This is a genomic window from Lysinibacillus sp. RC79 (genome assembly GCF_041262405.1).
In the GTDB taxonomy this organism is placed as follows: domain Bacteria; phylum Bacillota; class Bacilli; order Bacillales_A; family Planococcaceae; genus Lysinibacillus.
The window spans coordinates 52,065-64,459 of the sequence record NZ_JBGCCD010000017.1; the positions used below are offsets into that span (position 1 = coordinate 52,065).

At 38.0% G+C, this 12,395-nt stretch carries 11 protein-coding genes and 1 other annotated feature; all 11 genes read left to right on the top strand.

The annotated features are described in order from the left end of the window. The first annotated feature begins 42 nt into the window (after positions 1-42). The 11 genes from ftsZ to ileS all read left to right on the top strand — a co-directional run bounded on the left by ftsZ (position 43) and on the right by ileS (position 12,084). Positions 43-1,197 (top strand): cell division protein FtsZ, encoded by a 1,155-nt coding sequence (ftsZ, locus tag ABH968_RS16420; protein WP_370045605.1) that lies wholly within the window; start codon positions 43-45, stop codon positions 1,195-1,197. 425 nt (positions 1,198-1,622) lie between these two features. Beyond that, complete coding sequence (locus ABH968_RS16425; RefSeq protein WP_370045607.1) at positions 1,623-2,456, top strand: sigma-E processing peptidase SpoIIGA; 834 nt, start codon at positions 1,623-1,625, stop codon at positions 2,454-2,456. Positions 2,457-2,469: 13 nt separating this feature from the next. After that, the gene (gene sigE / locus ABH968_RS16430) at positions 2,470-3,177 is read left to right on the top strand and encodes an RNA polymerase sporulation sigma factor SigE (RefSeq protein ID WP_049668349.1); all 708 of its coding nucleotides are present in this window, start codon (positions 2,470-2,472) and stop codon (positions 3,175-3,177) included. Positions 3,178-3,291: 114 nt separating this feature from the next. Then, on the top strand, positions 3,292-4,065 hold the full coding sequence (sigG, locus tag ABH968_RS16435; RefSeq protein WP_049668350.1) for an RNA polymerase sporulation sigma factor SigG: 774 nt from the start codon (positions 3,292-3,294) through the stop codon (positions 4,063-4,065). 799 nt (positions 4,066-4,864) lie between these two features. Continuing rightward, positions 4,865-5,101 carry a PRC-barrel domain-containing protein gene (locus ABH968_RS16440; protein ID WP_370045609.1) on the top strand — a complete coding sequence of 79 codons (237 nt, stop codon included), beginning with the start codon at positions 4,865-4,867 and terminating at the stop codon, positions 5,099-5,101. A 144-nt stretch (positions 5,102-5,245) separates the two neighbouring features. Continuing rightward, positions 5,246-5,950, top strand: coding sequence for a YggS family pyridoxal phosphate-dependent enzyme (locus ABH968_RS16445; protein ID WP_370045611.1), 705 nt, complete (start codon positions 5,246-5,248; stop codon positions 5,948-5,950). After that, positions 5,934-6,431: a cell division protein SepF gene (locus ABH968_RS16450; protein ID WP_370045613.1), complete on the top strand. Its 498-nt coding sequence runs from the start codon at positions 5,934-5,936 to the stop codon at positions 6,429-6,431. The genes ABH968_RS16445 and ABH968_RS16450 overlap by 17 nt, the downstream gene beginning before the upstream one ends. Positions 6,432-6,451: 20 nt before the next feature. After that, the gene (locus ABH968_RS16455; protein ID WP_053483383.1) at positions 6,452-6,733 is read left to right on the top strand and encodes a YggT family protein; all 282 of its coding nucleotides are present in this window, start codon (positions 6,452-6,454) and stop codon (positions 6,731-6,733) included. Positions 6,734-7,233: 500 nt separating this feature from the next. After that, entirely contained in the window at positions 7,234-8,022 is a 789-nt protein-coding gene (locus ABH968_RS16460; RefSeq protein WP_370045615.1) for a YlmH family RNA-binding protein, read from the top strand. 95 nt (positions 8,023-8,117) lie between these two features. After that, on the top strand, positions 8,118-8,642 hold the full coding sequence (locus ABH968_RS16465) for a DivIVA domain-containing protein (RefSeq protein ID WP_370045617.1): 525 nt from the start codon (positions 8,118-8,120) through the stop codon (positions 8,640-8,642). Positions 8,643-8,741: 99 nt separating this feature from the next. Next, positions 8,742-8,961 (top strand) — a binding site (T-box leader). Positions 8,962-9,315: 354 nt separating this feature from the next. Further along, positions 9,316-12,084, top strand: a complete 2,769-nt coding sequence (gene ileS / locus ABH968_RS16470; RefSeq protein ID WP_370045619.1) for an isoleucine--tRNA ligase — start codon at positions 9,316-9,318, stop codon at positions 12,082-12,084. Positions 12,085-12,395: the final 311 nt, after the last annotated feature.

Below are 12,395 nucleotides of genomic sequence, written 5' to 3' on the forward strand. Positions count from 1 at the left end.
AATGAATGATACAGAGTCGAGTTACCGTGGGAGGAAAAAGAAATGTTAGAATTTGATACAAGTGTTGATCAACTTGCAGTAATAAAAGTCATTGGTGTTGGTGGCGGCGGTAACAACGCTGTCAATCGAATGATAGAACATGGTGTACAAGGTGTTGACTTTATTGCAGTAAACACAGATGCACAGGCGCTAAATTTATCGAAAGCAGAAATAAAGCTACAAATTGGTACAAAACTTACACGTGGATTAGGTGCAGGTGCAAATCCTGAAGTAGGGAAAAAAGCTGCAGAAGAGAGCCGCGAACAATTAGAAGAAGTTCTACGTGGTGCAGATATGGTATTCGTTACAGCTGGAATGGGCGGAGGAACTGGTACTGGTGCCGCGCCAGTAATCGCACAAATTTCTCGCGATTTAGGAGCTCTTACAGTCGGTGTTGTAACGCGTCCATTTACGTTTGAAGGTCGTAAACGACAAACACAAGCTATCGGTGGTATTGGTGGCATGAAGGAGTCTGTAGATACTTTAATCGTCATTCCGAACGACAAGCTATTACAAATTGTCGATAAATCTACGCCAATGCTAGAGGCATTCCGTGAAGCAGACAATGTTTTACGTCAAGGTGTACAAGGTATTTCAGATTTAATTGCAACGCCAGGTCTTATTAACTTAGACTTTGCAGACGTAAAAACAATTATGTCTAACAAAGGTTCAGCGTTAATGGGTATTGGTATTGCTACAGGTGAAAACCGTGCTGCAGAAGCAGCTAAGAAAGCTATTTCAAGTCCTTTACTTGAATCATCTATTGATGGCGCTAAAGGTGTCCTTATGAATATTACAGGTGGCTCGAATCTTAGCTTATTTGAAGTACAAGAAGCCGCAGATATCGTAGCTTCAGCTTCAGATGAAGAAGTAAATATGATTTTCGGTTCTGTTATTAATGAAAATCTAAAGGATGAAATAATTGTGACAGTGATTGCGACTGGTTTCTCAGAGGAAGCTCTACAGCAACAGCGTAATACTACACGACCGACGTTAAATACAAATAGACAAGCTGCACAGCAACAGCAAGCTCCGATTCGGGAGCAACGTCAAGATATGCACGTACAGCAAGAGCAACCACGTCAAAATCAACAAAATTATGCACAGGATGACATGCTTGAGGTACCAGCATTTTTACGTAACCGTAAAAATCGTTGATAAATCAGCATCCAACCTTCTAAAAAGCTTGTATTTTACATTATGTGAAATACGAGCTTTTTATATCTACAAAAAATACTAAAGAATTGGTATAAAACATATGAAGCGGAGCGAGGTAATGCCCGCGGAAAGCGTCCTTTCATAGTGGAATATACAGCCAAGTACATATTTTGAATATCCTTTTACAGTTGTTCCTCTAACGCATAAATCCCCTATTGCAGCGTTCAAAAACTCCAATGACTTATCGGTGACCCTAAGAATCCAGTTGAAACGGAAATTATCCGCTAAAGAGTCTAAAAAATTAATTATGTTCGAATGTGTAAGGAAAAGATGTATTTTGTCAAAACATTTTAATGAATTGATGCGATTGTTTGACAATATTTGTGGGTGTAACATGCTAACTTTGTAAGTAGGAGGCGGCTGTTATGTATGGAGAATGGCTGGTGCTCATTAATACGCTTTTTAATCTAGCGATACTCAAGTTTACGGCAAAAGTAACAGGGGTTTTTGTAAAGAACACGAGATTATTAATGAGTTCTATTTGTAGTAGTTTTGTAGCTGTAATAGGTGGTCAAATGCTGTTGACGACGGTACTGAGCTTTATCTTACTAATCGGGATAGCTTTTCGCTTCAAGATTCGAAGCTTTCAAAAACAAGGACCAATCGTTTTAACAGCAACAATCATTATTGGTGGATTATTAACAGCATTACAACCGTATTTAAAGAATCTTTCTGTTGTCCATTTTATAATCATTTGCCTACTATTAGCTGTTGGTAATCTTGTTGCTTTTTATAAACAATGGGGGTTTGTAAAGCTTGAGCGGTTAAGTGGTCAGTTTGTGTTTGCTACGACGTTAAAAATCTTTGATGTAAAGATACCACTCTCTGCATTTGTAGATACGGGGAATCAAGCGATTGAGCCACTATCAGGAAAACCTGTTCACTTTGTCTCTTATGCAGCATTACGCCCACATCTACCTGTAGCATTTTGCAAATCATTGTTAGAATGGCAAGAAACTGATCCGTATAATGTATCCATGTTTTCAGAAGATTATCAGCGTTATATTCGATTTATTCATGTCAATACAGTGCAACAGCAATCGGTTGTACTAGGTTTCCGCTTTGATGAGTGGCATATAAAGGGGGAGCACTCACAAGTGAAAACGAATGAATATATCGTTTTAACAAAAAAGGCTAAAAATTTTCCACATAGCACAGCAGCAATTTTACATTTTTCAGCGCTTTCAAATAACTCATAGAGGGGGAGAACTATTGCTTCTTAGGCTACTTGCTAGCTTGAAAAAATTTTGGAGTAAGTTTCGGAGTCGTGAAACGTACTATATAGGGGGAAATGATTCATTGCCAGTGCCATTAAGTCGAGAAGAAGAAGTTACAGTCATTGCATCCTTTATGAATGGTGATTTACGAGCTAGAGATACACTAATTGAACGTAATTTACGTCTTGTTGTTTATATTGCTAGACGTTTTGATAATACGGGAACGCCGATTGAGGATTTAATAAGTATTGGCTCTATCGGTTTAATTAAGGCGATTGAAACGTTCAATACTGATAAAAATATTAAACTTGCCACATACGCATCACGGTGTATTGAAAATGAGATTTTGATGCATTTACGTAAAACAAGTCGCATGAAGGGTGAAGTTTCACTAGATGAACCATTAAACTCCGATGCTGATGGAAACGAGTTGTTATTGTCTGATATTTTAGGAACTGAAGAGCATATTATTTTAGACAATGTAGAGAAGAAAATTGAGCGTCAACATATGTTTCATGCCATTAATTTACTAGGTGCGCGTGAACGATATATTATGGAATGTCGTTTTGGTCTCAATGGAAAAATTGAAATGACTCAAAAAGAAGTTGCTGATCATTTAGGTATTTCGCAATCATATATTTCCCGATTAGAAAAGAAAATTATTCAAGATTTACGTGAAAATCTGAATCAGCCAATATCTTAGAGAGGGAAATTTACCCTACCTAAAATTGGTCGTAGCTTTTGTGCATATTCTCGTTTCTCTCGGACAAACTGATGTAACGGTTTAGTCAGAGAATAACATCCGGAGGAATCGAATATGCGAACTAAAGTAGATCTTTGCGGCTTAGATACATCGACTTTGCCAATTTTAAAGCACGAGGAAATGAAGGAACTATTCATTCGTTTACAAGCTGGAGAAACTGAGATTAGGGAAGAGCTTGTAATGTGCAATTTAAGGTTAGTGCTTAGTATTGTCGGTAGATTTGCCTACAGGGGTGAGCAGGCAGATGATTTATTTCAGGTAGGCTGTATTGGCCTCATGAAAGCCATTGATCATTTTGATTTGAAGCATAATGTACGATTTTCAACATACGCTGTACCGATGATCATTGGTGAAATTCGTCGCCATCTGCGTGATCATCATGCATTACGTGTTTCTCGTTCTCTAAGAGATATTGCGTATAAGGCGATGCAGGCAAAAGAGCAATGGATAACCGATAATTTACGAGAACCAACGATTGAAGAAATTGCTGAAATGATTGACATGAAAAAGGAAGATGTTTTATTTGCTTTAGATGCCATTCAAGACCCTGTTTCCTTACAGGAGCCCATTTATTCAGACGGTGGAGACGCTGTTTATATGATGGACCAATTACGTGATGATGATGTATCTGAAGATCAATGGGTTGCCTACGTGTCGGTAAAGGAAAGTTTGCAAAAGTTAGATGATCGTCAACAAATGATTGTTGCAAAGCGTTTTTATTACGGTGAGACACAAACAGAAATTGCAAAAGAATTGGGGATTTCTCAAGCGCAAATTTCTCGTCTAGAAAAAAATGCAATTGAAACAATGCAGAAAGATTATAAGTAAAAAAACAATGCGCATCCGAATTCTCGGTGCGCATTTTATTTATATCAATTTTTGTGTATGAACCTTTTTTGCTCTTTGGAAGGTGGATGTCGATAAAAATTAAAAGTTGGGTGATAAAACGTGAATGATTATCGATAAAATTTAAAAGTTGGGCGATAATTCCTGAAAGTGTTCCGATAAAACTAAAAAGTTGGATGTCATTTTGTTAAAACGTATGTCATGTGAATTAGTTGATCTACGTTCCGACTGGGTAACATAATAAAGTAAAAGGATTCACACAGTTTTGTGTATGATTCCTTTTTGTGCTCTTTGGAAGGTAGATGTCGATAAAATTCAGAAGTTGGGTGATAAAACGTGAAAGTTGATCGATAAAATCTAAAAGTTGGTCAATAAAAATTAAAGGTTGGTCGATAATTCCTGAAAGTGTTTCGATAAAACTAAAAAGTTGGGATGTCATTTAGTTAAAACGTATGTCATGTGAATTGGTTGATCTACGTTCCGACTGGGCGACTCCTTTGGGATCAGCGTCACAGATAGACTCTGCAGGAACGAAGGCTAAGAGCATCACGTCCTGTGATATCGCCTTCGTGACCAACATCCTTTTGGCCGAAGCGGCTCATCGGACGCCCCCAGGAAAGCGAGTAGCCTGGAACGGAAATCACCCCTTCGTTTTTCTAAAGAGAGATTCCTTGATCATTTCATTTTCATTTAAACAACAATAAACACATAAATATATAGAGAAAACATAGTTTGTTGAGATAAAACGATGTTGAGAGTAATTGATTTAGGGAGGGATAAAATGCGTTTCTCAATATTACAGCAAAAAGAAGTTATTGAAGCAGGCAATGGACGCTTTTTAGGATTTGTGGTAGATGCAGAGGTATCCAAAGAAACAGGCTATGTAACGGCTTTTATGATTGCAGAGCCCCGTAAATATCTAGGCTTTTTCCGCGGGGAAGAATCTGTTAGGAAAGTGTATATGAAAGATGTACTTGTAGTAGGAAAGGATGTCATTTTAGTAAAAGCTTTATCCTAAAGAGCAAAATTTCTATGTATATTAAGCAATTTTAAAGCGTTGGTGGGGTAAAATGTACTTTCACATAGGTCAGGCTATTCATTGATAATTCAAGCATTGCTTGTTACAATAAAAGAAACTATTGTTGTAAAGTTGGGAAAAACAGTGACGAAAATTTTAACAAATTTGAAGAAAATTAATGATCTTATACAAGCAGCAAAAAAACGTGCAAATCGTGAAGCTGAGAATGTCCAAATTATTGCAGTGACAAAAGAAGTTTCTGTAGAAAGAACACAAGAAGCAATTGATGCGGGGCTTATTCATTTAGGAGAAAACCGTCCCGAAGGCTTAAATCGTAAAATTGAGGCGATTCAAGCTGATGTACATTGGCATTATATCGGATCTTTACAAACACGTAAGGTCAAACAAGTTATTAACAGTATTGATTATTTACATGCATTAGATCGTTTGAGTTTAGCGCAAGAAATTGAAAAAAGAGCAGACAAACCTATCAAATGTTTTGTACAAGTTAATGTATCAGGCGAAGAATCAAAACATGGTTTATCGATTGAAGAAGTCCTGCCTTTTATTGAATCATTAAAGAGTTTTACAAAAATTCAAGTTGTTGGTTTAATGACAATGGCACCAAATACAGATGAGGATACAATTATTCGCTCTGTTTTTAAGCAATTAAAACAATGTCAACAGCAAATAGCCGAGCAAGGATTCGCACACGCACCTTGTACCGAGTTATCAATGGGCATGTCTAATGACTTTGAAATTGCGGTAGAAGAAGGGGCTACATTTGTTCGAGTTGGAACGGCTCTTGTTGGAAATGAAAGAGGGGAACAGGATGAGCATGAAAAATAAAATTAAAAACTTCTTTTATCTAGAGGAAGAACTAGAAGAAGAAATCACGCAAGCTCCTATTCAACAGCAACGGACCGTACAACAACAGCAACAGATTCAATCAGTGAAGCCTAAAAAAGTTATGAAGGAGCGTAAGGCACCGGTTCAGGAAATTTTTCCGCAGAGTACAACACCTACAAACAACATTGTAAGTTTGCAGGCAGCAATGAATTCAAAAGGCGCAAAAGTTGTATTAGTTGAACCTAGAGTTTATGCCGAAGCTCAGGACATTGCTGAACACTTAAAAAATAAGCGTGCAGCGATCCTCAATTTACAACGTATTGAGCGAGAGCAAGGTGTACGGATTATTGATTTTTTAAGTGGCACAGTTTATGCACTTGGCGGTGATATTCAAAGAATCGGTAAAGACATTTTCCTATGCACACCTGATAATGTAGAAGTGTCTGGCGAAATTTCGAATTTTATTTTAGACGATAATTAATAGCGAGGATTGTAGTTTATATGACTTTTTATTTAATCTTGAAGTATGTGTCAATAGCATTTTATGTCTATTCACTAATGTTAGTCGCATATGTTTTAATGTCTTGGGTGCCAGCTATTCAAAACTCATCAATTGGACGTTTATTAGCAAAAGTATGCGAACCTTATCTTGCCATCTTTAGAAAATTCATTCCGCCAATTGGCATGATTGATATTTCACCTATCGTAGCAATATTTCTCCTTAATTATATTCAAAAAGGTCTATTTATTGTTATTTTAAAAATATACGATATGTTTGCTTAAAAGAAATCCTCACGAACGGTGGGGATTTTTTATTTATGGGGAATACTAAATATAAACAATTTAGTGGTGATTCCCAAGAATTCATAAGAATAAGTAGGGATCGAGGTTTTAACTATCCCTGCAGAAAGCGTTCTACCAGCGTATAATGTGCACGTACATATTTTTATGAAATATCAAAATCCTGGATAACGTTTGTTGAAACGTATCTATGTATATAAGTTGATCTACGTTCCGACTGGGCGACTCCTTGGGGATCAGCGTCACAGATGAGACCCTGGAGCGAGCCGGCAGGGGAACGAAGGCTAAGAGCATCACGTCCTGTGATAACGCCTTCGTGACCAACTTCGTGTTGGCCGAAGCGGCTCATCGGACGCCCCCAGGAAAGCGCCCAGCCGGAACGGAAATCAACCCTACGTTATGATTATGAGCCTATTTTTAATAATCCTTAAAATACCAATGAAATTGTACAGATAAAAGAGTGATAATAGAGGTGGAGTTACATGGAGCATTTAATACAGCATTTTAGGAAAGATGAACAGCCTTTTATTGAACAGGTTGTGGGCTGGCAGCATGAGGTAGAGGATCGATATGCTCCAAAGCTTACTGATTTTCTAGATCCTCGACAGCGCTTTATTGTTGCATCGATAATTGGACAGTATGACACTTTAAAAATAGCTAGTGCTGGGCTCTTTGAGGATGCAGAAAGACAACGCATGCTTATTTATCCTACTTATTATGAGCCTATGGAGGAAGATTTTCAGCTTACAGTATTTACAATTCAATATCCTGTGAAATTTGTCCAACTACGACATCCAGATGTTCTTGGAGCTTTATTATCTTTAGGATTGGATCGTGGCAAATTTGGTGATATTCGTGTCAATGACTATCTAGTACAATTTGTAGTAGCGAATGAGGTAGCGGAATATGTACGCTTACATTTAACTGGCATCGGCAAAGTAAAGGTACATGTAGAATCGATTAAAGAGACGGAGCCATTGCTTCAAAACGAGGAAGAGTGGCTAGAAGAGTCTCATACTGTTTCTTCAATGCGTTTAGATGTTATTATTTCCACTGTTTTAAAAATTTCTCGTCAGAAGGCACAAGCATTAATTACAGGTAAAAAGGTACGTATCAATTGGACTGAACGGGATACAGTTGCCTTTGAATTACAAGAAGGGGATATTTTATCTGTACGTGGTAGCGGTCGAATAAAAATTATGATGACTGAAGGCCGTACAAAAAAAGATAAAATTCGTTTACAAATCGGTCGATTGACTCAAAAAAGCTGAAAATCAAGTAAATTTCATTAATTTTTACTGCTAAGTTGTTGGAACAATTGTATAATAGAAAGTACGAATGTACATGTAAAGGAGAGAAGGATCGTATGCCATTATCACCTATTGATATACATAATAAGGAGTTTACTAAATCCTTCAGAGGTTATGCTGAAGATGAAGTAAATGAATTTTTAGATCAAATTATTAAAGACTATGAAATTTTGTTACGTGAAAAAAAGGAAGTAGACAGACAATTAGAAATTTCTTTAGAACAAGCGAGACATTTTAACACTTTAGAGGAAACGTTACAAAAATCAATTGTTGTTGCACAAGAGGCAGCTGACGAAGTGCGAAGAAATTCTCAAAAAGAGGCTAAACTCATTGTAAAGGAAGCAGAAAAAAATGCTGATCGTATTATCAATGAGGCTTTAACAAAGGCTCGAAAAGTGACAATTGAAATTGATGAGCTGAAAAAGCAATCAAAGGTATTCCGTAATCGTTTTAAAATGCTTGTAGAGGCACAGCTGGATTTACTAAATGCAGACGATTGGGACCATTTGCTACAATATGATATTGACCTTACTGAAATTCAAACATCTGTTGAAGAAGCACAGGAAGCCGATCAAGTTTAATCACTATTATGTAGACATTGGAACGCAATAAGTGAAGCTTGACGTGATTGTTTGATTTTCATATACTATGGTAATAGTAATTATTTTGAACACATATGCAAACAGGCAGAGACGAAGACAGTATTTGTTAGGCGTAGTTAAGCGATTTGGGGATAGTGTGAGCCCAAACAAGCAAATAACAATGAACATCACTTCGGAGCTAAATAACTGAATGAAGTAAGTTATTTCGTGACGCACAACGTTAACGTGCTTTAAGTGGTAGTACAATTTTGTGCTACAATTAGGGTGGTACCGCGAGTATAAGCTTCTCGTCCCTTTTTGGGATTGAGAGGCTTTTTTATGTTCAAATGGCGGAAGACTTCCATTTCTATTCGTGTGAAATGGATAAATTCTATGATTGAACTACTTCCGTTGTTAAAACGTGTTGATTTTGCTAATAACTAGAACTCGAGGAGGGCATTTCACAAAACGTATGCTATGTATATAAGTTGATTGGAGTGGAGGCTGGGCGACTCCTCGGGGATTAGCGGCTCATCGGACGCCCCCAGGAAAGCGCCCAGTCGCAACGGAAATCAACCCTACGTTATGGTGATAAGCCTAATAACTGTCGTATGTGAATGTGCGCCTAAGTGCATATGTTCTTTGTTTGTAAAATAAAGGAGGAATTGAAAAAATGGTTGAGTACAAAGATACTTTATTAATGCCAAAAACAGATTTCCCAATGCGTGGAAACTTACCGGCAAATGAACCGAAGATGCAAGAAAAATGGAATGAAATGGACATTAATAAATTACAGATGGAGCGTACAAAAGGACGCCCTGAGTATGTGTTACACGATGGACCTCCATATGCAAATGGTGATATCCATATCGGTCATGCTTTAAATAAAGTGCTGAAAGATATGATTACGCGTCATCGCTCGATGACTGGCTACCAAGTAAACTATATTCCAGGCTGGGATACACATGGTTTACCAATTGAGCAAGCACTTACGAACAAAGGTGTAAAGCGCAAAGAAATGTCTGTTGCTGAATTCCGTAAATTATGTGAAGAGTATGCTTACGAGCAAATCGACAACCAACGTATACAATTTCGTCGTTTAGGTGTTCGTGGTGATTGGGAAAATCCATATATTACATTAAAGCCTGAATTTGAAGCGCGTCAAATTGAAGTATTCGGAAAGATGGCTGAAAAAGGCTATATTTATAAAGGTTTAAAACCAGTTTACTGGTCTCCATCATCTGAATCTGCACTTGCAGAAGCAGAGATTGAATATAAAGACGTTAAATCGGCTTCTATTTATGTAAGCTTTGCGATTAAAGATGCTAAAGATATTGTCCCAGCAGATGCTAAAATTATCATTTGGACAACAACACCTTGGACAATTCCAGCAAACTTAGGGATTTCTGTAAACCCTGAATTTATCTATGTGGTTGTTGCAGTTGCCGATAAAAAATTCATCGTTGCAAAAGAATTATTAGAAACAGTTGCTAACGAACTTGAATGGGAATCGTATGAAGTTGTTCAAGAAGTTAAAGGTGAAGCATTAGATCGAATTGTTGCACAGCATCCATTCTATGACCGTGAATCTCTTGTGATGGTTGGAGAGCACGTAACTGCTGAAGCGGGAACTGGTTGTGTTCATACAGCGCCAGGACACGGGGAAGATGACTATCATATTAGTAAGCAATATGGTCTACCAATTCTTAGCCCTGTTGATAATAGCGGCTGCTATACAGATGAAGCACCTGGTTTTGAAGGTGTATTCTACAATGATGCAAACAAATTAATCACAGAAAAATTAAAAGAAGTAGGCGCATTAGAAAAACTTAACTTCTTTACACACTCTTATCCACATGACTGGCGTACGAAAAAACCAGTTATTTATCGTGCAACACCACAATGGTTTGCGTCAATAGATGCATTCCGTGATGAGTTACTAGACGCAGTAAAATCAACGACATTTACACCTGCTTGGGGTGAAACTCGTCTTTATAATATGATTCGTGACCGTGGAGACTGGGTAATTTCACGTCAGCGCGCATGGGGTGTGCCAATTCCAATTTTCTACGCTGAAAATGGTGAACCAATTATTACACCAGAAACAATTGCTCATATCTCTGAATTATTCCGTGAACATGGGTCAAATATTTGGTTCCAAAAAACAGCAAAAGAATTATTACCTGAAGGCTTCACACATACAGGTAGCCCGAACGGTGAATTTACAAAAGAAAACGATATTATGGACGTTTGGTTTGACTCAGGTTCTTCTCACCAAGGTGTGCTAGTAGAACGTGGTATGAAATATCCAGCTGATTTATATTTAGAGGGCTCTGACCAACACCGTGGATGGTTCAACTCATCATTAATTACTTCTGTAGCTATTAATGGCTATGCACCATATAAGGGACTATTAACACATGGTTTCGTGCTAGATGGTGAAGGTCGTAAGATGAGTAAATCTTTAGGGAATGTAATTATCCCGAAAAAGGTTATGGATCAATACGGAGCAGATATTCTTCGTTTATGGGTTGCTTCTGTAGATTATACAGCCGACGTTCGTATCTCAATGGATATGTTGAAGCAAGTATCTGAGGTTTATCGAAAAATCCGTAACACATTCCGCTTCTTACACGGAAATGTAGCTGATTTCGATGCAACGAAAGATCGCGTAGCATATGAGGATCTTCGTGAAATGGATCAGTATGTTTATATGCGCCTACAGGATGTATTAAAAACTGTAAGTGCTGCATATGATCGCTATGATTTCGCAGCTGTTTATCATGCAGTGAATAACTTTGTTGCAGTAGAATTATCTTCATTCTATTTAGATATTGCAAAAGATGTTGTGTACATCGAAGGCCATGACAACAAAGATCGCCGTGCGATGCAAACAGTTATTTATGACACATTAATGACATTAGTAAAAGTAATGTCACCTATTATCCCTCATACAAGTGACGAGATGTGGTCTTACTTACGTGCTCAAGGTGTTGTAGAAGAGGTATCTGTACAATTAACAGACTTCCCAGAGGTAGATGAACATGAAAACTTCGAAAGTCTACGTGCAAAATGGGTGAAAATTATTGATGTTCGTGATGATATTTTAAAAGCATTAGAGGAAGCTCGTACTGCAAAAACAATCGGTAAATCACTTGAAGCGAAAGTGACAGTTTATGCGAAAGAAGATGTGGCGGCATTATTAAATGATGCAAACATTGATTTTGCACAGCTTTCAATCGTTTCTGCCTTTGAAGTAGCATCAATTGAAGCTGCACCTGCAGATGCTTTAGCTCTAGAACATGCATCGATTGTTGTAGAAAAGGCAACAGGTGAAAAATGTGAGCGTTGCTGGTCTATTTCTGAAACGATCGGCTCAAATGAAGCTCAACCAACAGTATGCGCGCGTTGTGCTGAAGTTGTAGAAAAGTATTACGTTTAACTTCTTTCAGCAAATGTCTTTTGTACCGAAAGCGTAGCGACAGGTACAGTAGTCGCCCACCTCTATAGGTGATGAGATGAATGCGGTTTTAAGTCACTTTTCTGCGGGTGTCCAAATATCCGCTGAAATAGAGGAACTCAGTCTAAGAGCGCCACGTCCTGTGGCAACGACTGAGTGACCAACTTCGTGCTGTTGCCGCTGCCGCTTCGCTTTCGCGCAATAAACATTTGTTGGCCTAAAGCCTCCGGCGGATGTCACGGAATCGGCTTTGTGCAGGCACAAAGCCGATTCCGGACGCAATTATGCCGAGG